The sequence below is a fragment of the Puniceicoccaceae bacterium genome (genome assembly GCA_040224245.1).
Taxonomy (GTDB): domain Bacteria; phylum Verrucomicrobiota; class Verrucomicrobiia; order Opitutales; family JAFGAQ01; genus JAKSBQ01.
Window position 1 is genome coordinate 1 of record JBEGIR010000067.1, and the last position, 22,244, is coordinate 22,244.

The 22,244-nt window shown below is 52.1% G+C and carries 21 protein-coding genes; all 21 read left to right on the plus strand.

Annotated elements, in window-relative coordinates; all coding sequences use genetic code 11:
* A partial coding sequence (gene wecB, locus ABQ298_10700; protein ID MEQ9824842.1) for a UDP-N-acetylglucosamine 2-epimerase (non-hydrolyzing) occupies positions 1–965 on the plus strand: 965 nt, incomplete at its 5' end.
* Entirely contained in the window at positions 962–1,918 is a 957-nt protein-coding gene (locus tag ABQ298_10705; protein MEQ9824843.1) for an NAD-dependent epimerase/dehydratase family protein, read from the plus strand. The genes wecB and ABQ298_10705, both read left to right, overlap by 4 nt.
* A gap of 19 nt (positions 1,919–1,937) precedes the next feature.
* Positions 1,938–2,807 carry a class I SAM-dependent methyltransferase gene (locus ABQ298_10710; GenBank protein MEQ9824844.1) on the plus strand — a complete coding sequence of 290 codons (870 nt, stop codon included), beginning with the start codon at positions 1,938–1,940 and terminating at the stop codon, positions 2,805–2,807.
* Positions 2,808–2,855: 48 nt separating this feature from the next.
* Positions 2,856–3,590: an acylneuraminate cytidylyltransferase family protein gene (locus ABQ298_10715; protein MEQ9824845.1), complete on the plus strand. Its 735-nt coding sequence runs from the start codon at positions 2,856–2,858 to the stop codon at positions 3,588–3,590.
* Positions 3,591–3,592: 2 nt separating this feature from the next.
* Positions 3,593–4,627: an N-acetylneuraminate synthase family protein gene (locus ABQ298_10720; GenBank protein MEQ9824846.1), complete on the plus strand. Its 1,035-nt coding sequence runs from the start codon at positions 3,593–3,595 to the stop codon at positions 4,625–4,627.
* A 69-nt stretch (positions 4,628–4,696) separates the two neighbouring features.
* Complete coding sequence (gene neuC, locus ABQ298_10725) at positions 4,697–5,854, plus strand: UDP-N-acetylglucosamine 2-epimerase (protein MEQ9824847.1); 1,158 nt, start codon at positions 4,697–4,699, stop codon at positions 5,852–5,854.
* A 27-nt stretch (positions 5,855–5,881) separates the two neighbouring features.
* On the plus strand, positions 5,882–6,838 hold the full coding sequence (locus ABQ298_10730; protein ID MEQ9824848.1) for an NAD(P)-dependent oxidoreductase: 957 nt from the start codon (positions 5,882–5,884) through the stop codon (positions 6,836–6,838).
* A complete protein-coding gene (locus tag ABQ298_10735; GenBank protein MEQ9824849.1) occupies positions 6,828–7,631 on the plus strand; it encodes a sulfotransferase in 804 nt (267 codons plus the stop codon). Before ABQ298_10730 ends, ABQ298_10735 begins: the two co-directional genes overlap by 11 nt.
* Positions 7,628–8,557, plus strand: coding sequence for a polysaccharide deacetylase family protein (locus ABQ298_10740; protein ID MEQ9824850.1), 930 nt, complete (start codon positions 7,628–7,630; stop codon positions 8,555–8,557). The genes ABQ298_10735 and ABQ298_10740 overlap by 4 nt, the downstream gene beginning before the upstream one ends.
* Positions 8,558–8,563: 6 nt before the next feature.
* Positions 8,564–9,883 (plus strand): hypothetical protein, encoded by a 1,320-nt coding sequence (locus ABQ298_10745; GenBank protein ID MEQ9824851.1) that lies wholly within the window; start codon positions 8,564–8,566, stop codon positions 9,881–9,883.
* On the plus strand, positions 9,884–11,335 hold the full coding sequence (locus ABQ298_10750) for an MBOAT family O-acyltransferase (GenBank protein MEQ9824852.1): 1,452 nt from the start codon (positions 9,884–9,886) through the stop codon (positions 11,333–11,335).
* Entirely contained in the window at positions 11,335–12,408 is a 1,074-nt protein-coding gene (locus ABQ298_10755) for a hypothetical protein (protein MEQ9824853.1), read from the plus strand. Before ABQ298_10750 ends, ABQ298_10755 begins: the two co-directional genes overlap by 1 nt.
* 78 nt (positions 12,409–12,486) lie before the next feature.
* On the plus strand, positions 12,487–13,539 hold the full coding sequence (locus ABQ298_10760; protein ID MEQ9824854.1) for a glycosyltransferase family 4 protein: 1,053 nt from the start codon (positions 12,487–12,489) through the stop codon (positions 13,537–13,539).
* 101 nt (positions 13,540–13,640) lie between these two features.
* Positions 13,641–14,660 (plus strand): glycosyltransferase family 4 protein, encoded by a 1,020-nt coding sequence (locus tag ABQ298_10765; protein MEQ9824855.1) that lies wholly within the window; start codon positions 13,641–13,643, stop codon positions 14,658–14,660.
* On the plus strand, positions 14,657–15,718 hold the full coding sequence (locus ABQ298_10770; GenBank protein MEQ9824856.1) for a Gfo/Idh/MocA family oxidoreductase: 1,062 nt from the start codon (positions 14,657–14,659) through the stop codon (positions 15,716–15,718). The genes ABQ298_10765 and ABQ298_10770 overlap by 4 nt, the downstream gene beginning before the upstream one ends.
* Positions 15,715–16,923, plus strand: a complete 1,209-nt coding sequence (locus ABQ298_10775; protein MEQ9824857.1) for an NAD(P)-dependent oxidoreductase — start codon at positions 15,715–15,717, stop codon at positions 16,921–16,923. Before ABQ298_10770 ends, ABQ298_10775 begins: the two co-directional genes overlap by 4 nt.
* A gap of 1 nt (position 16,924) precedes the next feature.
* On the plus strand, positions 16,925–17,956 hold the full coding sequence (locus ABQ298_10780) for a glycosyltransferase family 4 protein (GenBank protein ID MEQ9824858.1): 1,032 nt from the start codon (positions 16,925–16,927) through the stop codon (positions 17,954–17,956).
* Positions 17,953–18,966, plus strand: coding sequence for a glycosyltransferase family A protein (locus ABQ298_10785; protein MEQ9824859.1), 1,014 nt, complete (start codon positions 17,953–17,955; stop codon positions 18,964–18,966). Before ABQ298_10780 ends, ABQ298_10785 begins: the two co-directional genes overlap by 4 nt.
* The gene (locus ABQ298_10790; protein ID MEQ9824860.1) at positions 18,963–20,210 is read left to right on the plus strand and encodes a glycosyltransferase; all 1,248 of its coding nucleotides are present in this window, start codon (positions 18,963–18,965) and stop codon (positions 20,208–20,210) included. Before ABQ298_10785 ends, ABQ298_10790 begins: the two co-directional genes overlap by 4 nt.
* Positions 20,207–21,130 carry a glycosyltransferase family 2 protein gene (locus tag ABQ298_10795; protein ID MEQ9824861.1) on the plus strand — a complete coding sequence of 308 codons (924 nt, stop codon included), beginning with the start codon at positions 20,207–20,209 and terminating at the stop codon, positions 21,128–21,130. Before ABQ298_10790 ends, ABQ298_10795 begins: the two co-directional genes overlap by 4 nt.
* Positions 21,123–22,244 (plus strand): glycosyltransferase, encoded by a 1,122-nt coding sequence (locus ABQ298_10800; GenBank protein ID MEQ9824862.1) that lies wholly within the window; start codon positions 21,123–21,125, stop codon positions 22,242–22,244. The genes ABQ298_10795 and ABQ298_10800 overlap by 8 nt, the downstream gene beginning before the upstream one ends.

Sequence of the window (22,244 nt, forward strand, 5' to 3'; positions counted from 1 at the left end):
ATATACTCGACGAACTTGGGATCCCTGTAATCCAAACCAATCTCAATGTGGGGAGTGGATCCCACGCTGTTCAGACCGCCACGATCATGATGCGCTATGAGGCGCACTGCCTCGAACATCGTCCCGATCTCGTCATCGTTGTTGGGGATGTGAATTCGACGATCGCGTGTGCGCTCACAGCAAAAAAACTGGGACTGCAGGTGGCACACCTCGAGTCAGGATTGCGAAGTCGTGACCTGGGCATGCCCGAGGAAATCAACCGCCTGCTGACAGATCGCATCTCTGATGTGCTTTGGACGCCCTCCCGCGATGCCGATGAAAATCTTGCTGCTGAGGGCGTTGATCGGAAAAAAATATCCTTTGTGGGAAATTTGATGATCGATTCACTCGTACGGCTGAAACCCCGTATTGATTCCATCGACATCCAGGAGAATTTTGGCCTGAAGCCCCACCAGTATGCGCTGCTGACGCTGCACCGACCCTCGAATGTAGACGAACCAGAGCGATTTCTGCGCATCATGCGCGAAATGGAACGGGTCGTTACCGAGTTGGAACGGCCCATTGTGTTTCCGGTGCACCCGCGAACGCGCAGTATGGTGGAACGACCCGAAGTCCGTGAGATTCTGGAGCGCTCTCATTTTCTACTGTTTGAACCACTCTCTTATGTGAAGTTCATGGCACTGGTCCAGGCTTCGCAGCTGCTGATTACGGACTCAGGAGGTATCCAGGAGGAGACGACCTTTCTCGGCATTCCCTGTTTTACGCTGCGCGCCAATACGGAGCGCCCGATCACAATTCTGGAGGGTACAAATCACTTGGTGGAACCCGAGAATCTGATGTCCACGATTCGGAAGTCGCTCGCTGCAGGACCCCGAAAAGCGCATCCCCCGCAATATTGGGATGGTCAATCGGCAGCTCGCGTCGTAGAAGACCTTTTTTCAAGATATTGGAGAACAGACGCATGAGCAAGATATTGGTGACAGGAGGAGCAGGGGCGATCGGAAGTTTTCTCGTGCGTGAACTGTGTCGGGAGCACGAGGTGTTGGTGTTGGACGATCTTTCTTCCGGCTGGATGGAGAATCTGACGGATCTGAAGATTCGTTTTTGGCGTGGCTCGATTTGTGATGATGAGCTGCTGAACGAAGTGTTTGCCGAACGCCCGGAAGTGGTGTTTCACCTCGCCGCGAATTTTGCCAATCAGAACTCTGTGGACTATCCGCAAAAGGATTTGCTGGTGAATGGGATGGGCACGCTCAAGATTCTCGAATATTCGCGCAGGGCGGAGGTGCAGCGCTTCATTTATACCTCTTCCTCCTGTGTATATGGTGCGAGCAACGAACCACTGCATGAGGGCATGGTCAAACTGGGCGAACTTGATACGCCTTACGCTGTGACAAAACTCACGGGAGAGCAGTATGTCAGCTTTTTTCAGCGTTTTCATGGAATGCAGACGACGATTTTTCGCCTCTTCAATTCCTATGGTCCCGGTGAATATCCCGGCAAATATCGCAATGTGATTCCCAATTTTTTCTATCGGGCAATTCACAATCTTCCCATTGTCATCACGGGAACAGGGCAGGAGACCCGGGATTTCACCTATATTTCCGATACCGTGCACATCCTCAAACTTGGCATGGAGCAGAAGAAAGCCATTGGACAGACCTTTAATACCGGCACGGGACGAGAGACGGGAATTCTGGATCTCGCGCAGCGCATTATTTCCCTGACCGGTTCGAGAAGCGAACTGCAGTTCCAGCCCCGGCGGGACTGGGATCACATCACCCGTCGGGTGTCGGATGTGTCGCACCTGAAGCAGGCGCTGGGATTTCAGGCAAACACAGCGCTGGATACGGGACTCGAGCGCACGTATGCCTGGTTTTGTGAGAAAAATGCAGCGCACGTGGCGGCTGTGAACTGAGTCCCAGATAGGATTGCAAATGAGTTCTGCTTCACACGATACCCACGGCAGCATTGGGGCGTTTTCCAAGAATTGGGAAACACGCTCGGAATCCACCTACACGCACTGGACCCGGGGTGAGCCTCAAAATCAGATTCAGCTGGCATTTCGGAATCACTGGACCCTGTTTTCCGAGTTCATGCAGGATCCGCAGTTTAACGGTGGAAAACGCGCGTTGGAGGTAGGTTGTGGTCGGGGTAGTCTGTCCTGTTATTTCAGCGATGCAGGATTTGACTGCACGCTCGTGGATCTTTCTCCCAAGGTGATTGAGATCGCGAAGTCAATTTTTGCGGCGAACGACCTGTCGGCAACGTTTCAGGTTGCAGATGTGTGCGCCCTGCCATTTGAGGACGCCTCCTTTGATGTGCTGTACTCGATTGGGCTGATGGAGCACTTTGAGTCGATTGAAAAACCTTTGTCGGAGCAGGTTCGGGTTTTGGCTTCGGGTGGACTCTTCATTGCCTACATCGTTCCGCACTACGACGATAACGTGCAGAAGGACTATCACTGGATCAATGAAGTGCTCAAAGGATATCAACGACAGGGGCATGGTGCCTCTGTGCCAGAGAAAGATGCAGTTTTTCGTTCTGATTTCGGATCGCAGCGCTACCTTGAGGTCTTGGAGCAGCTTCCGTTGCACGGAATTCAGCACTCTGGAGTATATCCATTGCCGATGATCTCGCATTCCATCGATTTCCCATTCTCCCTCATGCCTGGTGAGAGCGAAGCTGCACTTGTCGCGCACTTTCAGAAACAACTTGAGGACCGTCGTGTTGCGACGGGAAAACATCCCTGGCTTTGCGAGGAAGGCATGGGGCAGGCCTTTGTGATTTGGGGTTTCAAGTCCTGACCTGTATCAAATCCATTTTTGAAATTCCACTTCATCCGTTCTTCTGACATGACTGTTTTGGAAAAACGCATTCTCGCGATTATCCCGGCACGCGGTGGTTCGAAAGGTATTCCAGGCAAGAATACGCTTAGCGTGGGTGGAAAGCCGATGATTGCCCATACAATCGGACCTGCTCTTCAAGCTTTGCAGGAAGGGGCAGTTCAGGAACTCATCGTATCGACAGATGATGAAGGCATTGCAGCCATCGCAAGGCAGTGGGGTGCACCAGTGCCGTTTCTGCGTCCACCAAGTCTGGCGGGTGATCGCTCACGCAGCATCGATTATGTCTTGCATGCATTGGATTATTTCGCGGCTGAACGCGGACAGGCCTTTGATGCGGTTTTGATTTTACAGCCGACTTCACCCTTGCGTCGTGCGGAGCACATTGTCGAAGCCGTGGCTCAATTTCGTTCGGCAACGGAGCCATCCTTGATCAGTTGCTTTCAGGAACCCTCGCTGCTTCCGACCATTCTATATTTCCATGAAGAAGGGCATGCTGTGCCGTTGGCTGCACAACATAATACCGGTTCGGCACGGCAGGACGTTTCACCGCTCTATGTGCGCAACGGAGCCATCTATCTGTGCGATGTCGATTACCTTCGACAGCATGGAAAACTCGTTTCAGACCGTCCGCTCCTGTTTGAAATGTCAAAAGCCCAGTCGGTCAACCTCGATTCCGCGGAAGATCTCGAAACCTTGAGGAGTTACTTTGACAGGCAACTCCATTCACCTGAGAACTTGTGAAGATGACCTTTCAAGACGTTTTCAACGGTAGCGTATCGCGACCCCTGATCATTGCCGAAATTGCTCAGGCACATGATGGTTCGTTGGGCATGGCTCACAGCTACATCGATCTGGCGGCCGAATGCGGAGTGCATGCGATCAAGTTCCAGACCCATTTTGCGGACGAGGAAAGCACGGAACGGGAAGCCTGGCGGGTGAAATTCAGCTATGAGGATGATCGACGTATCGATTACTGGCGACGCATGGAGTTTTCCGAACCGCAATGGCACGGACTCAAAGCCCACTGTGATGAGGCCGGACTGATCTTTCTCAGTTCCGCATTCAGTGAACGGGCATTTCAACTGTTGTTGGATCTCGGGGTTCCTGCATGGAAAGTGGCTTCGGGTGAGCTGAACCACACACCACTGTTGGATCGCATGCTGTCTACCGACCTTCCAATTCTGCTCTCCTCAGGCATGAGTGGATGGACGCAACTGGATGAGTTGCTCGCTAAGATTCAATCAGCGGGCAATCCTGTTGCCCTCTTTCAGTGCACCAGCAGTTATCCTACACCGATGGATCAGGTGGGACTCAATGTCATCAGCGAGCTGAGCGAGCGCTATCAAGTTCCGGTGGGTCTATCGGATCATTCCGGAGAAATCTACCCCTGCCTGGCGGCTCAGATTCTGGGTGCCCGGCTTCTGGAAGTGCACCTGACCTTCGACAAACGCATGTTTGGGCCGGATGCGAAAGCCAGTCTGGAACCGGGGCAGCTCAAGGAACTGGTTCGGGCGAGTGAGTTGCTCGCTCAGATGATGGAGCAGCCCATCAACAAAGATGCGCTTGCTCAAAGCTTTGTCCCGCAAATGCAGATGTTCTCCCGCAGCCTGGTTGCAACGCGCGACTTGCCTGCCGGACACCAGCTCACGGCCGAAGATCTATGTGCGAAAAAGCCGGGCGGAGGCATGGAGCCAGCCCTCTACCGTTCACTGATTGGCCGAACGCTCGTGCGTTCCCGAGCGAGGGATGAAGCCTTTGAACCCGCTGATTTTGAGTAGTACAGCACATGGCTTAAAAGCGGATTGACTCCTTCACTCGAAAGTGGGGATCGTAAAACCTTTGATTTGATGAATAAACGCAAAATATGTGTGGTGGTTACCGCGCGGCCAAGCTATTCGCGAATCCGTTCGGCACTGAGCGCGATCGTTGCGCACCCAGGCTTGGAGTTGCAGCTGGTGGTGACTTCTTCGGCTTTACTTGACCGTTATGGCAAGGCAATTGATGTCATTCGAAAGGATGGTTTTGTTCCTACAGCGACAGTGTTCAATGTGCTCGAGGGTGAAGATCCCAGGAGCATGGCGAAGACGACGGGTTTGGGCATCATCGAGCTTTCGAGTGTGCTCGACTCTCTATCGCCTGATGTGGTGGTCTCGATTGCGGATCGCTACGAAACGATGGCAACTGCGATCGCGGCTTCCTACATGAACATCCCGCTCTGCCATGTGCAGGGAGGGGAGGTGACTGGATCGATTGATGAAAAGGTGCGCCATGCCATCACGAAGTTGTCGGATCTTCACCTGGTGTCGAACGAACATGCACGGGAGCGGCTCATCAAGATGGGAGAGCGCAGCGAGTCAATCCATGTTACGGGATGCCCCTCCATCGACATTGCTGCGGATGCGGTAGCAGGTGATTTTGATACGCTTTCGATCATTGAACGCTACCCCAGTCTTGGAGGCACCGTTGATTTCGCAATGGGCTATCAGGTGGTGCTCCAGCATCCCGTTACAACGGAATACCAAAAAGCGAGAAAACAGATCACACAGACACTTGAAGCGGTGGAAGCTTCAAACATTCCCACCTTATGGTTTTGGCCCAATGTTGACGCAGGCGCAGATGGTACTTCGAAGGGTATCCGATCCTTTCGAGAGCATGGGCGTGGCAAGAATATCCGTTACTTCAAAAACATGGAGCCTGCCGATTTTCTGAGGGTGCTGAAAGGGTCTCAATGCATCATCGGGAATTCCAGTGTAGCGATTCGTGAGTGTTCGTTCCTCGGTGTTCCAGCCATCAATATTGGTAGCCGCCAGCAAGGGAGAGATCGAGGATCGAATGTGATTGATGTTGAACATGACAGCGCCAAAATCCTTGAAGCCATTCGATCCCATGGAAAAATGCGGATGGGGAGCTGCGATACGTTGTATGGCAATGGCAGATCTGGAGTGAAGATCGCCGAGTGTTTGAGTGAAGCAAAGCTTAGCTTTGCAAAACGGTTGACCTACTGAAGTTTGGAACGATCTGCTTCCGGGACGATGAACACATTGATTCTTGAGTCGAACGAGTATTCCAACGAGGCACTCTCCAGCTATCGTTCGTTGGGCAACGTCTTCTGTCTGGAGGGTCCATTGCATGATTTTTCTGAAAGTGATGCCGAGGCCATATCGATTTTAGTAATTCGCCTGAAATACCGTATGGATCGCGCGTTGCTCAATCGTTTCCCGAATCTGAAGTTCATCGTATCTCCCACAACAGGACTGGATCATATTGATTTACCACTTGTGCAGCAGAGAGGGATAAAGGTCATCTCGCTCAAGGGAGAGACTGCCTATTTGGATCGCATTGTTGCGACGGCAGAATTGACGTGGGGTCTTATACTGGCGTTGAATCGTAAAATACCCCAAGCACATGCGGATGTGCTGAAAGCTCGATGGAATCGCGACCCATTTGTCGGTTTTGATCTGAGAGGAAAAGTGCTGGGGATCCTCGGGTTCGGGCGATTGGGGCGCCAGATTGCAGGCTACGGTAAGGCTTTTGGAATGCAAGTTATGGTTCACGACATTGCTCCCATTTTGAGTACAGATCCGATCATCTCCGTGGTCAGTAGGGATGAGGTGTTGCGTGATGCGGATGTACTGACTCTTCATCTGCCTTTGGACTCCACAACGGAACGGTCTCTCACCCGAGAGTGTTTGAGAAAGATGAAACCTTCGGCGATTCTCATCAACACGTCCAGAGGGGCTATTGTTGATGAGCAGGCCTTGCTTGCAGCATTGCAAGAAAATACCATTAGAGGCGCAGCATTGGATGTGTTAGCCGATGAGTTGCGGTTTGATGAATCATCTCTGAAGACTCATCCATTGTTACAGTATGCCAGGTCGCACTCGAATCTGATTTTGACTCCGCATATCGGAGGTGCAAGTGCAGATGCGATGCGTCAAACCGAAGTCTTTGTGGCACAGAAACTATTGCATTGTTTGAATGAGTGTTGAATTGAATACGAATCCTCTCGCTGCTCCCATTTTCATCGGTGGTCTGATGAAGTCCGGGACGACCTTGTTGCGCAAGATCCTGGAGAATCATCCTTCCATTTTTTCCGGATTGGAAACGCATTGGTTTTCAGATGCCTTTCAGGATATTGCGCATTACCGGGAGCATCAGCGGCATCAATGGGTAAGGGATTTCTATGAGCTCTCAGATGAAACGGTTGCAACCTTGATCGCCCAATCTCGGAGTGGAGCAGACTACCTCAACCAATTGATGCAGTTTGCAACACGTCGGGCTGGCAAGCAACGGTGGCTTGAGAAATCGCCCGACAATGTCTTCCACATCAAATCCATTCTCGAGAGTTGGCCCGAGGCAAAAATACTGATCACCCGTCGAAATCTGCTCGATGTATTTGCGAGTTGGAAGAAAAACAAAAAGTCGGGTATCGAACATTTCATCGTTGTGGCAGCGGAGTTTCAGGCGCAATTGCAGCATTATGCGGAAGAACGATCTGTTCAGGTTGTGGGTTATGAAGAGTTGGTTCGTGAGACCCGAGCGGTATTGGATCGTGTTTTGACGTTTATCGGTGAATCTTTTGTCGAAGGGTTGCATGAGTTTCGTGGAGATGAACGCGATTACCATCAGATCCTGAAAGTCACTGGCAAACGAAGTTCAACAGCGGCGTCGATTCGTCGCCCGATCTTTGACGACAGCATCGGCCAATGGAAGAAACTGCTTGATAGCAACGAGGTTGACGCCATATGCAGTCACTTCGGCGAATCCTTGAAATCGGAATGAAGACATCTCAAATGCTGACGTCGGTCATGTACCACTATGTTCGGGATGTTGAGAATTCGAGATTCCCGGGGATCAAAGGGATTTCACGGCAATCATTCCGAAGGCAGATTCAGGAACTTAGCTCCACTTATGAAATCGCAGATGCCGAAAAGATCCGGGAATTTTTCAGCGGCCACCGCGAGCCTGGTTCCAGACCGCTGTGTGCTCTGACATTTGACGATGGATTCAAGGAGCATGCGGATTTTGTGACGGAGGTCTGTGTGGATTTTGGAGTCACGGGTCAATTTTATATTACGACAGCTTGTATCGAAGAAAAACGGGTACTGGACGTTCACAAGAATCACTTTCTGCTCGCAGCAATGGGAGTCGAAGCCTACGCAGCCTCTGTTTTTCACATATTGAAATCCGAGTTTGGGATCGATGAACTGCCTGTGGAACCGAGTCTGGTAACACGACACTATCGTTGGGACCGGCCAGAGGTCGCCCGTTTGAAATACCTGATCAATTACCAGTTGGAACCCCAGCTTCGCAGCCGTCTGCTCGCATTGATGTTTACCTCCGAGTTTGGCGATGAGAGCGCATTTGCTTCGGAGTTGTATGTTTCCTGGGAGGATCTTAAGTCCATGAAACGAGCAGGCATGATGATTGGCGGCCATTCGCACCGACATCAAGTCATGGCAGAACTTTCTGAAAATGCATGTATTGAAGATATTCAATCGTGTCTGGGGCTATTGCGAACCCACATCGGACGTGATGCCGTCAACAGTTTTGCGTATCCCTATGGAAAACCACATACGATTCCTGATGGAATTGAAACTGTTCTGGAACAACACGGTATTGATTTCGCTTTTTCCACGATCATTGGAACATCCGCACCGGAGGATGATCGTTACTGCATTCGGCGCATCGATCCGAAGGATTTATAACCGGACATGAAGATTCTTTTCCCTATTGTTCGCTTCAATTGGTATCGAACGGTAGCTCCAGTGATGGATGCACTGATGGCAAGAGGGCACCACGTTGTGTGCTTGCACAATCAATCGTATGAGAATTTCACCTCGAACCGACCGGATGCATCCCGCTTTCCCTGCTTCCGAAGTGGTCAACCGGAAATTCGCAGTTATCAATCGGAGGAAGAGTTGATGGCAAAGCTCATGAGTTGGGATGGTGATGCCATTGCCAGCATTGATTTGCCTTTGAAACCATGGATCGAATCCGCAGATTGGGGGAATCGCAGGTTTCGCTATATTGCGATTTCGACAACTGACACATTGAAACGCCTTTATGGTGCGAGAGATGTGACGGCAGTGGATCTTTTCTGTCTTCGCTCCGATTGGGAACTTGAGAGCTGTATCCTGGATCATCGAACCCGCTATAGCGAAACGTGTGCGGAACTGGAGAAACTCGGGCCGGATGGTAGAAAAATGCTCCGGATCGTGGAAAAACGATTGGGCAATGAGTGGGACAATGCAACCGAATCGGAGTTTCGCTCGCGTTCAGTCATTACCGGATATCCAATGCTTGCAACACTACCCTTGGTTCATCGGGAGGAAGTATTGGCTCGATGGGGAATCGATCCGAAGCGCCCCGTCATTGGCATTTGGTCGACACCCACTTCCGGTCGAGGGTATCACGGGAGTTACGATTGGCTTTTTGCGGAGTCCAACCCGCTCAAATTTTATTTGAAAGCACTGTCTGCATACGGTGTGAAGGGGTTTGGAGTGTCCCTGGCAAATGAAAAACGTTGCCTGCAGGCGATTCATCACTTTGCCCGCAAGCACGATGCACAAGTTGTTGTCAAAGCCCGCCACTATCAGGAGTTGGATGGAACTGTCTATGCGCAGATCGCTGATCGCGTGGTGGGAGAAGAAAGCTATTACCCTCATACCGCTGTGGAGCTGGCATGCATCTCCAGACTGATGATCGGATTTCGCACTTCAGGCTATGTGGAGGCAGTGGGGGCTGGTTGCAGTTTTCTCAACATTGAGATTCCGAGAGACCCTTTGGAACATACTTATCGTGTATTGCATTTTTGGAGAGGGCTGTGTGATTTTCAAAGGGTCGGTTATTCCTGGACGGCAGACCGGGTCATTTCTGATCTGCCAGGGATGCACCTGGACGAATTTGGAATCGATCCGGTTCAGCGAAATGAATTCCTGCTGCGCTACGGTTCTCCAGATTTGCAGAACATTTGCAATCGAGTAGTGGATGCCATCGAGCAAAGCTGTAAAAATGAGGAGGGATCGAGATAGATGCTGTTCAATTCGTTTGATTTTGCGCTCTTTCTCCCGACCGTCTTCCTCCTGCATTGGTTTGTGTTCAAGCAAAGCCGTTCCTCGCAGAATGGATTCATCGCTGCTGCAAGCTATGTTTTTTATGCATGGTGGGACTGGCGTTTTCTCTCGCTGATTCTGTTTTCGACTGTGCTCGATTATTCGATCGGGATTGCGTTGCAGCGGAGCCAGCGGGTTCTGTTGCGCAAGGCGTTGCTGATGGCGAGCCTGACTGGGAACCTTGGGCTGCTCTTCACCTTCAAATATCACGGTTTTTTTGTTGAAAGCCTTGGACTGGCGTTGAGTTCGATAGGGTTTGAAACATCGCTCTGGTCGTTGAACGTCATTCTGCCCGTTGGAATCAGTTTCTATACTTTTCAGACCTTGAGCTACAGCATTGATGTGTACCGGCGCAAGATTCCTGCGTGCAGCGATCCTCTAGCCTACATCGCTTATGTGAGTTTCTTTCCTCAGCTTGTCGCCGGACCCATCGAGCGGGCCGCCCATCTGCTACCACAGTTCGAAAGGAAAAGAGAGTTTTCTTATACTGATGCTGTGGATGGCATGCGCCAGATCCTTTGGGGCTTGTTTAAGAAAATGGTGATTGCTGACAATTGTGCCATTGTTGTGGATCAGGTATTTGAGGACTACAATGAACTCAACGCCAGTGCGCTTTTGCTGGGAATTTTTCTGTTTTCCTTCCAGATCTATGGGGATTTTTCCGGTTACTCGGATATCGCGATCGGGACGGCACGCTTGTTGGGGGTACGATTGCAGCGGAATTTTGCCTACCCCTACTTTTCACGGGATATTGCAGAGTTCTGGCGTCGCTGGCACATTTCGCTGAGCAGTTGGTTTCGGGATTACGTCTACATCCCTTTGGGGGGAAGCCGTTGTGCCAGATGGAAGTGCATTCGGAATGTTATGCTCACGTTCCTGATCAGCGGTTTTTGGCACGGTGCGAACTGGACCTTTATCGCATGGGGAGCTTTTCATGGATTGTTGTTTCTCCCACTGCTCCTGAGAGAGGAAAACCGAAAGCATATGGATACTCCTGCAGCGAATCGTTTCCTCCCCACATTCCGGGAAACAGCTGCGATCATGTTGACCTTTTCGCTGGTGATGTTGGGCTGGGTGTTCTTCCGCTCGCCAACACTCGGCGATGCATTCGCATTCCTGGGTGGCATGCTGGAACCGTCCCTTCTGGAACTTCCCAATCTTTACTACAAGCTGTATGCCTTGAAATCGCTGCTGCTTATTATTGTTTTTGTTGCGATAGAATGGTTTGGAAGGCACCATGCGTATGCAATTGAAGGTTTGAGCAGAGTTCAGAACCCCTTTCTTCGGTATTTTGCTTACTTTTGCCTAACCGTTTCGGTTTTGTGGTTTGCAGCATTGGAACGCAATGCGTTTATCTATTTCCAGTTTTGATGATGAAACGTTTTTTGGTAAAGGTAATGTTGTTCGCGACTGCAGTGCTCGGGTTTGTGGTGTGTGTGAACCTGATTGGCGATCCAGCCAACCTCTTCGTTTTCAAGTATGAGGAGAATCTTGCGAACGAATTGCTCTCAGGCAATAATGTCAGCAACATTGCCAATTTTGATGAGCGACAACTCCAGCGCCACTACATCGAAGGATTGGAGACTGCCCCGGACTATGCTGTTTTGGGTTCTAGCCGCACTTTGATGATACGTGATGATTTTCTGACAAACTCATCGCTTCGCAACCATTCGGTGAGTGGAGCCTCGCTTGAGGATTTGATTGGCATTTTTCAACTTTATCGGGAAACGGGAAAATTGCCTGACCATTTGTTGATCGGAATTGACCCTTGGGTCTTCAACGAACGCAACGGACAAATCCGATGGAAGTCGATTGCTGATGCCTATTGGCGCTTTCACGGGAAAAGTGAAGCTGAAGAGGTTGTGGAAAGGACCCTTTTTGACCTGCAGCAATTAATTTCGGTCAGCTATTTTCAGTCCTCGCTTTGGACCCTCCTGACAAATCGCAATAAAGGAATTCAAGTTACCGATACGGAAACGAATGACGGAAAAACACGTCTATGGGATGGCTCAATGGTGTATGGTTCCCATGTTCGCGAAAGGCAACCGCTCGAAGTGAATCGTCTAGCGCACAACTACATACAAGGAGGCGTTTACAGTTTGGACCACTTTGATTCCATTTCCGAAACACTCTGGAAGGAGTTCAGCGAATGGATAGAAGTGGTTCTTGCCCATCAAATTGAAGTCGCGTTTGTAATGGTTCCCTATCACCCCAAGGTGAGTCAGCATCTGGCACAGGACTATCCTGTCGTTGCTGAGGTTGAGAAACGTGTCCGTTCTTTTGCCCAACAACATCAAATTCCAATCAGCGGGTCTTTCGATGCCCGAAATCTCGGGTTCGACAATACTGCCTTTTACGATGCTATGCACTGTAGGCCCTTTGCCGTGAGGCAACTTGCTGAACCCCTTTTGAACCCTTATCTTCTGTTGAACACGTCAGGGTAAACGTTTGGGACCACGGTTAAAAGATACACGAAGATGCAGTATCCTTTTCTTTCGCGAATCAAAACGTTCACAAAGCCAGTGATTCGAGCATTCAACCGGCGCTACGCTGATCACAGCCGATTGATCCCGGTAGGAGAATCGATGGGGTGGGCGATCGACCGCGATATTGCCGAGCTGACTCAGGTTTGGAACGCAATGGGGTTGCGCTGCCTGCCCGCACACTATTTCTCATTGTGTGAGCGTCAGAGTGTATTCCTTGGCTCCCAGTTCAGTATTCTTGATCCGCAATTCATGGAATCTTCGCATCGCCTCGCTATTGCCTATTTTCACGGCCTTCCAGAGCAGGGACACGAGGAGCTTGACGGCAATTTTCGGGATTTTGTGACGCACCGTGAGCGTTTCACTCGCATCCAGGTGAGCCATGCCCACATGCGAAAGGTGTTGCTTGATCATGGTTTTGACGAGGAGCAGGTTCACCGCATTCCAATCGGGATCAATCCGGCTTACTTCCGGCGCCGATCCAAGGCTTCCAGCGAAACAAGTCGCGTGGCATACGGTGTGCCTCAGGATGCGTTTGTGGTCGGATCTTTTCAGAAGGATGGGGTCGGTTGGGAAGAGGGTAATGAGCCCAAACTCATCAAGGGACCCGATCTCTTTCTCAAGGTGATGGAGGAACTGCGACCAAGGATTCCCAAACTCTTCGTATTGCTCTCCGGCCCGGCACGCGGTTATGTGCGCAACGGTCTGCTGGAGCTGGGCATTCCGCATCAACATCATTTTCTGAAACAGCCGGAGGAGATTTCCCGACTCTACGAATGTCTCGACGCCTATTTGGTGGCCTCTCGGGATGAGGGAGGACCCAAAGCGATTCTGGAGTCAATGATTTCTGAAGTACCCCTGGTGAGCAGCAGGGTCGGGCAGGCAGTGGATTTGATTGAAGACGGGCGCAATGCGTTCCTTGTGGATGTGGAGGATGTTGATGCGATGCGAGACCGGTTGCTGCAGATCCATGAAAACGGTCCAGAGATTGAGGCTATGGCGGTGGCGGGATACCAGAACGCACTTCAACATGCCTATGGTGCCCAGAAGGAACTCTGGCGAAATTTCATGAAGGGGTTTGTGGAATCATGAATTTGGGTGCCAAATTGTGTCGAAAAGCTGAGATTGAATGGCATGCTTGGAAGACCCGAAGGCAGCTGCAAATGGAGTGGTCTGGCCACGCAGGTGATCCTATGCTGGCCTACCTGCACATGGGGTTTCCCGACGCCGTTCCGTCTAGGGAAGGCATGCTCAGCGGTGGAGGAGTCAAATATCAATATCTGAATGATGTGTTTCCGGCTCAACCTTCACACTGCAATCTGCTCTATGTCGTCAGCAGCTCCCGCTACCATCATACGTATGATTTATTGCGCTGGTACAAGCGTCGGGGGGTCAAGATCGTCTGGAACCAAAACGGCTCCTATTTTCCTCACTTTTACGGTGAACACTATGCCCGCAAGATGAACCGCCGCATGTTTCGCGAGATGCAGCTCGCTGACGTTGTGCTGTTCCAGAGTCAATTTGCCAAATCTGCGACTGAATCGCTGATGGGTACTTTCGAAGGCGTCTCGCGCATCCTTTACAACAGCATCGATACTCAGCGCTTTGTGCCAGTAGCACCCTCAGAGACTGAAATACAAAAACACCATCAGGTCATACTGATGGCGGGCAGCCATAACGATCCCTACCGACTGCGCCTGGGTGTAGAAACACTGCATGTACTACATCGTGCGGGTGATCGCCACCTGCGGCTGAAGATCGCCGGCAATGTATTGCCGCACATTCAGCGAGAGGTTGAGCATCGGATTGAGCAACTCAAGCTTGGGGATTTCGTGCATTTTCTCGGTCCGTATGCGCAGGCAATGGCACAGAATGTTTATCTACAGGGAGATCTTCTGTTACACACCAAATACATGGATGTCTGTCCTTCCATGGTGCTGGAAGCCATGGCCTGTGGTTTGCCAGTGGTGTATTCCAAAACCGGGGGAACTCCCGAACTGGTCGGTGAGGAAGCTGGAGTGGGGGTGTGTACGCGCGAAAGCCTGCACGAGCAGTTCCTTCCAGAACCCGATGCACTGGCGGATGCCGTGCGTGAAGTGCTGGCGAATCGGGAGCGCTTCTCCAAAGGCGCCCGCGAGCGTGTCGTCCGGCAATTCGATCTCGCTACATGGATGGATGCTCACCTGCAGTGTTTTCAGGAGCTAAGATCATGAATAAAGTTGTCCAGACTTGGGTTATCGGAGCAGGCGCAATTGCGGAGCAGTATCACTTGCCAGCGATCAAGCGTGTGTCGGGACTGAACGTGTGTGGCTTGGTGGACCGCAATCCAGAACGCCTGCAAAAGGTTGGTGATGCCTTCGCGATAGAACAGCGCATGGACGATTTTCGAAAGGTACCACTGAATGAATGTGAACTCGTACTGATTTGTGTGCCACCCGTTTTTCAGGCGCCAATTGCGGAACACTTTCTGAAGCATGGGAAATCCGTGTTCATCGAAAAGCCTGGGGCCGTGAACGCAGTAGAATTCCAGCATCTGCTGAAACTGAGTAAATCGCATCAGGCTCCGTTGATGATCGGGGTTTTCAGACGGTTGTATGGGGTCACGCATTACCTCGGGGAGATCGTGCGTTCAAAGCGCTTTGGTGATCTGCGCAACATCCGATTCGAGGAGGGCTATCCATATGCGTGGGCGAATGAAAGTGCCTACGTATTTGACGCACAGGTTGCTGGCGGTGGCGTATTGCTCGATACCGGAGCACATACGTTGGATCGGGTGCTGCACGTCAGCGGCTGTGAGCGCTTTTCTCATCTTCATTATGCCGATAATTGGAAGGGTGGGGTAGAGTCCGAGTGTTCGCTGCGCTTCATCGCTCACTTGAGGGAGCAGGATACCCCAGTCCAGGTTGAGGGGAAACTGAGCCGACTGCGCGAGCTGAAGAATGCGTTTGAGTTCGAGTTCGATAGGGCAACGCTCGGTTGTGGTGCAAACGTGCCGCATGAGCTTTGGATCGATTGGCATGTTCCGGAAGCGGATTCAACGGGTCCGGAGCGACGTGATCAAATCCTGCTGAATCAGAATTTTACAGATCAAATTGAAGAATATTTTTATCAACAAATCATCAAATTGCATCAAATTACAGTCGATAATGCGTGGAATGAAACAAACGCTCACTCCATGCTGTTGAACTTCCAACTTTTTGATCACTGCTACGCGAACCGCACTCCACTCAATTTTGCCTGGCAGAACATCCCGGAGGGCCTGTTGAGATGAAACCGAGAGTATTGGTAACGGGTGCATCCGGATTCGTGGGTTCGCGTCTGATCGAAGTACTTGAGCAGCGATCAGACTGGCAAATTCGTGCACTCGTACACCGCCCAAGTTCCGGGGTCCGGTTGAGTCATCTGAAAGTGGAGACCTTATGTGGCGATATTTGCGATCCGGAATTTGTGGCAAGAGCAATGCAGGATGTGGATGCGGTGGTCCATCTTGCTTATCAGAACCAACCGACGCGTGCCGGACAATCCAATGCAACCGTGCAGGGCACACGTGTTTTGGCCACGAACGCCCGACAGATGGGAGTCTCGCACTTCGTGCACATCAGCACATTGGGTGTGTTTTCTTACCGACCTCGTGGCCCGATAGAGGAATCCGCGAAGCTGCACTTGTGCGGAGATGCCTACTGCGATGACAAGATTCGGGCCGAGCGATGGGTGAGCAAGGTATGGAAGGATGAGTCCGGCTATACCATTCTTCGCTTTGCCAATGTTTATGGTCCCTATTCACCACCATGGGTGATCCGCATTCTCAACTATCTGAAAACCGGGCGCCCCGTGCGGGTCGGTGATGGGCAGCAGGCTTTCAGTCTGTTGTACGTGGATAACGCCGTTCAGGGCATTCTTGCCGCGTTGCAAAAGCCACCGCGCAACGCGGTTTACCACCTGTGCGATGCTATTCCCTCAGTTTCCACCTATATGGAGACTTTGGCTTCGTGGCTCCCGGATACGCGTCCGCTGGTGCTTCCGCTTGAATCGTATCGAAAGCTGAACTCCTGGCGTTCGAAAACGAAGGTGGAGCTGACGGAACTGCGAACCTTCCTGATCGCACCGGAAACGAAGGTATGGCTTTTTCGACTGCTTGAATTTCCACTACTCCTGCAACGTATGCTCTGGGTATTAAACCACCTGCCAGCTGGTCTTCGCCAGACCCTGCGATCCAAAATCCTTGGCATGAGCAAGAAACGGAAGTTGCCCGACTCAGGAACTGGTCCGCAACCCACAGACGTGTCTGGAGCATGGGACGGACGCCTGTTCATCGATGCCGGATTGTATCACCTGCTGGCGTCAAATGTGCGCTTTGAGAGCACGAAAGCACAGCAGGAGCTTGGGTTTTGTCCGGTCGTCTCATTGCAGGAAGGTTTAGAGCTTACCCGCCAATGGTGTGAATGGGCTGGATTGCTGGAGACTCCAAGGCAATAGAATGAAGCCAAATAACTCTCCATTTCCAGCCCTGCTGCAACGGCTGTTGCACCGCTCGATCAAGGGGTTGCGCCTGCTGGCAGAGCTACTGCGCAGTCGATTCGAACAAGCGGACATTGCGATTTTTCATGAGTTGTTGCCACCTCCCGATGGCGGTGGAAACCAATTTATCCGGGCGATGGCACGTTGTTTTGAGCGACAGGGCTTTCGTGTGGTTTTCAACCGGATTCCGCGAGGGGTCAAAGCGGTCTACTTCAATTCGTTCAACTTCAATGCTCGTGAATTCTCGGTTTGGCATCGCTGTTTCGGTGGAGAACGTCCATTCATCCACCGCATTGACGGACCCATTCAGACTTATCGCGGATTTGACGATGGAGCGGATGCACAGGTTTGGTCCTGCAACCGGCGCTTCGCCACTCATTCGATCCTGCAGAGCCACTATAGCCTCGAACAGCACCGGGAACTTGGGGTAGAGCTGGTGCAGCCAGTCCTGATCACAAACGCTTCTGACCCCGATCTTTTTTTTCCACCGATTCAGCGATGCCCACTCGAGGGACGAAAGGTGGTGCTCATTGCAACGAGCTGGTCTGACAATCCGAACAAGGGACTTGAAATCTACCAGTGGCTGGATGCACACCTTGATTTTGATCGTTTCGAATTTCGCTTCGCAGGGCGAATTCGTGGGAATTTCCGTCATATTCAGGTTCTCGGTGCGCTCGAGTCGATGGCACTGGCTGAAGAATTGCGCGCTGCGGATCTTTATGTGACCGCCAGTCGGATGGATCCCTGCTCGAACTCGTTGATCGAAGCACTGACCTGTGGATTGCCAGCGGTGTTCCTCAACAGCGGTGGGCATCCTGAGATCGTGGGAAAAGCCGGTCTCGGGTTTGAACGGGCCGAGCAGATTCCGCTGCTCATTGACCGGATTCTTGCGGATTACACCAGCTATCAATCTGCCATAGTCCGGCCAACGATTGATGAGGTCGCCGCCCAATATCTGGCGGTTGCTCAGCTAAACCAGAAGACGACATGAGCCAGGTCCCCACCATCAGTGTCATCGTGCCCGTTTACAATGGCGAGCGCTACCTTGAGACGGCCCTGCGCAGTGTGTTGAATGCAGACTGGCCACAGGACGCCCTGGAACTGCTGGTGATCGATGACGGATCGAGTGACGGATCACGCGATATCCTTCAGCACTTGAAAGACAAGCGCCTTCGTGTGGAGTTCAATAAACGCAACATGGGAGTTGCCGCCTCACTCAATCGCCTGCTCGATCTGGCCACAGGTGACTTCATCGCACGAATGGATGCAGACGATGTCTGCCTGCCCCATCGCTTTCGCGCGCAGATCAGGTATTTTCGTGCCCATTCGGATGTCGGGATACTGGGTGGACAGGTGATCTGCTTTCCCGGTGAACCTCGCTTCCCGAAGATGCCGACAGAGCGCCGGTTGTTGCGGGCTTTCAGTTTGTTTGCATCCCCCTTGATTCATCCCACAGTCATGTGGCGAAGGGAACTCAATCTTCGTTACACCGTGGATCCGCCCACAGCGGAGGATTATGATCTGTGGGTGCGTGCCATGACCACGACTCGAGTGGCCAATCTTTCGCAGCCCCTCTTGCAATACCGACAGGATTTTTCGGTGAAAAAACAGTCCTACCTTGAGGAGCAGAAGCGGGGAGGGAGCGACATCAGGAGGCGATTGCTGCAGGAGTTGGGACTTGATCCTGAACCCTTGCAATTGCAGATCCACGAAAAGCTGAGTAATTTGTGGGGGCACTCTGGCGATCCCTCACCGGCGGATGTTGCTGCTTGGCTGCACATGATCGAAGAGGGAAACCGCAAAACCGGCATGATGGACGCAGCAGCTCTGCGCCACCTACTCGCACACAAGTGGTATGATTATCATCTCTATTACCTCTTGCAGGGAAATTCCCGAATGGCGCATTTTTCGACCGCGAGTGAACTTTCCAATGCACTTGGGTTGAGTCGGCGCTGCAAACTGGAGTTTTTAGCATGGAAGCAACGGAGAGGGGGGCGATGAGAATTGTGCAGATCAACATCACCGACACCCAGGGTGGGGGTGCTGCACGTTGTGCTCATCAGCTCTTTGTGGGGTTGCGAGAACGCGGAGTGGAGTCGTTCCTGTTTGTCATGCGAAAGAATAGCTCAGATCCCGACGTGATCGGCCCGAGGGGTTCACTGCAACGGCTTTGGTACCGGTTGCTGGTGGGGTTGAACCTGCTCGGAATCCAGTTCTTCTACCGTGGACACCGAGGCGGTCATACGCTTGGTGTCTTCCCGAACCCCTTTCTTCTGCGCCAACTGAAAGCGATGAAGCCCGATCTGGTGCACCTGCATGCTCCGGCATGTTCATTCATTCCGATTCGTGCGATCCCCAAACTGGGCTGTCCTGTGGTCTGGACTTTTCATGATCTCTGGCCCATGGTCGGTGCTGCCCATCATCCAGATCCCGTTCCGGCATGTTGGTTTCACGATGGGGTGAGGGAGCGTTGCACGGATCTGAAGCCCGGACGATTGGAGTGTCAGCTCTGGTCTCAGAAGCAGCGGGCCTGGAGGAAAGCAACCTTTCAGATTGTGGCGCCCAGTGAATGGATGGCGCATTGGTGCCGCAACAGCCGAGCGCTCGACCAACATGCTCTCAGCGTCATCGCCAACGCCATTGACCCGGACGTGTTTACTCCCGAGGTCAGCGAGAAGGCCTGGCTTTCATCCCTTGGAATCCCAGACGATGCCTATGTGATCTTGTTTGGAGCCAATTTTCTGGTCAGCGATACCAACAAGGGGCTGACGTTGGTATTGGAAGCGATACGCCTGCTCGGGACCCCTCCGCACAAGCTTCATGTGGTTTTGTTTGGGGCGGAACGGGAGTTCGCGCCCGGGCTGCAATTGAACACAACCGTGCTGGGTCCGTTGTCTGACTATCGACAGCTTCAGTCTCTCTATGCCAGAGCAGATGTTTTTCTAATGGCATCGGTGTTTGAGAATTTGCCCTTTGCCGTCATGGAGGCCATGGCCTGCGAAACTCCGGTAGTTGCTGTGAACACCGGTGGCATACCCGAGATGATCACACATGGGAAGGATGGTTTTCTCTTGGACGAACGAAGTGCCGATGAAATGGCGAAGGGCTTGCAATGGGCAATTTCCCATAAACATTGGAGTTATGTCAAACAGGCGGCTCGTGTGACGGTGCTGAGTCGCTACGCACAGAAGGAATTTGTGGACAAGCACCTGGCACTTTATCAGGAATGCATCGGAACGAAATGAACCTGCCCACGCTCGACATCATCATTGTGCACTGGAACAGTCCAGACTTCCTGAAGCGATGCCTGCAGTCTCTGGAACAGTCTCATCGGAGCCGTTTTTCGGTGGTGAATGTGTGGGTGGGGGACAATCGATCCGAGCATCAGGATTTCTCCGAACTCCAGTCTTTCACATTGCCACTTCGCTGGCAATTGAATCCGGTTAATGTTGGTTTTGCCCGTGCGAATAATCAGGTTGGACTGACATCGCGGAGCGACTACCTGCTACTGCTTAATCCGGACGTCGAGGTGGAAGCGGACTGCCTGGATCGGTTGATGGCACAAATGGAGTCCCCTCGGCACACAGGTGTGGGCATTGCGGGTCCCCACATGCAATTGGGCAATGGTGAACCGGTTCGTGAATGTGCTGTATTTCCCACAACGCGAAGTTGGATTTGCGACTTTCTGGGACTTGGAAAACTTCGGATTCCTGCTCTGGGTGGATTTCGTCTGTTGGACTGGGATGTTTCGCAGACCCGTGAAGTGGACCACTTGATGGGGGGGGCGTGTCTGGTTCGCACAAGGGTCTATCAGGATCTGGGTGGCCTGGATGAGTGCTATTTTCTATATTTTGTGGACCTGGATTTTTCCAAACGCATGGCGGATTCCGGCTGGCGCTCACTCTTCGTACATGACGCCCGGGTCATCCATCGCACCGACGAGATCAAATCCACCGGAAGTATGATTCGCCTGTTGCATTCGATTCGCGGACGCTTGCGCTACACGTACACGCACCTGGGGCTGGTTGCGCGCATACTGACCGTGATCTTGACGTTCACAATCGAACCGTTGTTACGCATCGGACGCGGTTTACTGCAACGGGATGCAACGCAAATTCGGGACTTGTTCAAGGTTTACGCGATGCTACTGAAAGGAGGTGCCTGAGGTGAACATCATCGCCTTTCCGAAATACGAGCCGAGGGGACCCTCGTCGCGCTTGAGATTTTATCAGTTCGAACCAGAGTTTCAAAAACAAGGCGTTTGCATCACCTATCATCCGCTCTTTGGGGATGCATACGTGCAGGCACTGGTGTCCGGTCAGCCCCGCAGCCGTCGTTTGGTCCTGCAGGCTTATTGGCAGCGATTCTGGCACTTGCTCACACTTCACGCAGCACCAGATGCGCTGCTCTGGATTGAAAAAGAACTGTTTCCCTACGTGCCGGCGTGGATCGAGCGCTGCCTGTTGGCGCGCTTCCGCTGTGTGGTGCTCGACTATGACGATGCGGTTTTTCAGTTGTATCTGTATCACCGGAACCCCGGAGTGCGATGGGTGTTGGGACCCAAAATTGCGTCCCTGCTGCGAGGGGCCGATGGCGTGCAATGTGGCAGCCGTTTTCTTGATGCCTATGCCCAGGAGTCGGGTGCCCGCAATCGTGGTTTTTTGCCGACCTGTATTCGCCTGTCCGCCTACCGGGTTAAATCATACGTGGGTGTTCAGCCTAAAACACCGGTGGTTGGCTGGATTGGAACTCCTTCGTCCGCTGGAAATCTTGCAGCGATCCGCACGGAGCTGAATGCGGTCGCGCAGCGCTTTCCCTTTCGCCTCATTTTGATCGGATCGGGGAAGCTCGACTGGTCGGGGGACGCTTTTGAACTTGAGACTCGCGACTGGGATGAAGCCAGAGAAGTGGATCAGATTCTGGAGTTTGACGTGGGTATTATGCCGCTGGAGGATTCTCCCTTCAACCGAGGCAAGTGTGGTTTCAAGTTGATCCAGTACATGGCCTGTGCGATTCCGGTGGTGGCGTCGCCCGTCGGAGAGAACAGCGTGATCGTGTCCGATGGCATTGAAGGCTTTCTTGCGTCGGAAAGCGAACAGTGGCAACAGTCCCTGCAAGCTCTGCTATCGGACTTCAATTTACGACAGAAAATGGGGCGTGCGGGCCGCCTGCGGGTGGAGCAGTATTACTGTGTTGAACAACAATTTGCAAACCTGATGGGATTCCTGCAAAGCACCCTCTGGGAACGTGAGGGTAGAGCTTCGGAGCGATCTTTTTGA

Coding starts and splice junctions, on each gene's coding strand:
- neuC (MEQ9824847.1), top strand. CDS start 4,697: ATGAATAAACGCAAAATATGTGTGGTGGTTACCGCGCGGCCAAGCTAT.
- ABQ298_10790 (MEQ9824860.1), top strand. CDS start 18,963: ATGAGAATTGTGCAGATCAACATCACCGACACCCAGGGTGGGGGTGCT.
- ABQ298_10705 (MEQ9824843.1), top strand. CDS start 962: ATGAGCAAGATATTGGTGACAGGAGGAGCAGGGGCGATCGGAAGTTTT.
- ABQ298_10770 (MEQ9824856.1), top strand. CDS start 14,657: ATGAATAAAGTTGTCCAGACTTGGGTTATCGGAGCAGGCGCAATTGCG.
- ABQ298_10745 (MEQ9824851.1), top strand. CDS start 8,564: ATGAAGATTCTTTTCCCTATTGTTCGCTTCAATTGGTATCGAACGGTA.
- ABQ298_10715 (MEQ9824845.1), top strand. CDS start 2,856: ATGACTGTTTTGGAAAAACGCATTCTCGCGATTATCCCGGCACGCGGT.
- ABQ298_10780 (MEQ9824858.1), top strand. CDS start 16,925: ATGAAGCCAAATAACTCTCCATTTCCAGCCCTGCTGCAACGGCTGTTG.
- ABQ298_10750 (MEQ9824852.1), top strand. CDS start 9,884: ATGCTGTTCAATTCGTTTGATTTTGCGCTCTTTCTCCCGACCGTCTTC.
- ABQ298_10775 (MEQ9824857.1), top strand. CDS start 15,715: ATGAAACCGAGAGTATTGGTAACGGGTGCATCCGGATTCGTGGGTTCG.
- ABQ298_10765 (MEQ9824855.1), top strand. CDS start 13,641: ATGCTGGCCTACCTGCACATGGGGTTTCCCGACGCCGTTCCGTCTAGG.
- ABQ298_10785 (MEQ9824859.1), top strand. CDS start 17,953: ATGAGCCAGGTCCCCACCATCAGTGTCATCGTGCCCGTTTACAATGGC.
- ABQ298_10740 (MEQ9824850.1), top strand. CDS start 7,628: ATGAAGACATCTCAAATGCTGACGTCGGTCATGTACCACTATGTTCGG.
- ABQ298_10710 (MEQ9824844.1), top strand. CDS start 1,938: ATGAGTTCTGCTTCACACGATACCCACGGCAGCATTGGGGCGTTTTCC.
- ABQ298_10755 (MEQ9824853.1), top strand. CDS start 11,335: ATGATGAAACGTTTTTTGGTAAAGGTAATGTTGTTCGCGACTGCAGTG.
- ABQ298_10735 (MEQ9824849.1), top strand. CDS start 6,828: ATGAGTGTTGAATTGAATACGAATCCTCTCGCTGCTCCCATTTTCATC.
- ABQ298_10720 (MEQ9824846.1), top strand. CDS start 3,593: ATGACCTTTCAAGACGTTTTCAACGGTAGCGTATCGCGACCCCTGATC.
- ABQ298_10730 (MEQ9824848.1), top strand. CDS start 5,882: ATGAACACATTGATTCTTGAGTCGAACGAGTATTCCAACGAGGCACTC.
- ABQ298_10795 (MEQ9824861.1), top strand. CDS start 20,207: ATGAACCTGCCCACGCTCGACATCATCATTGTGCACTGGAACAGTCCA.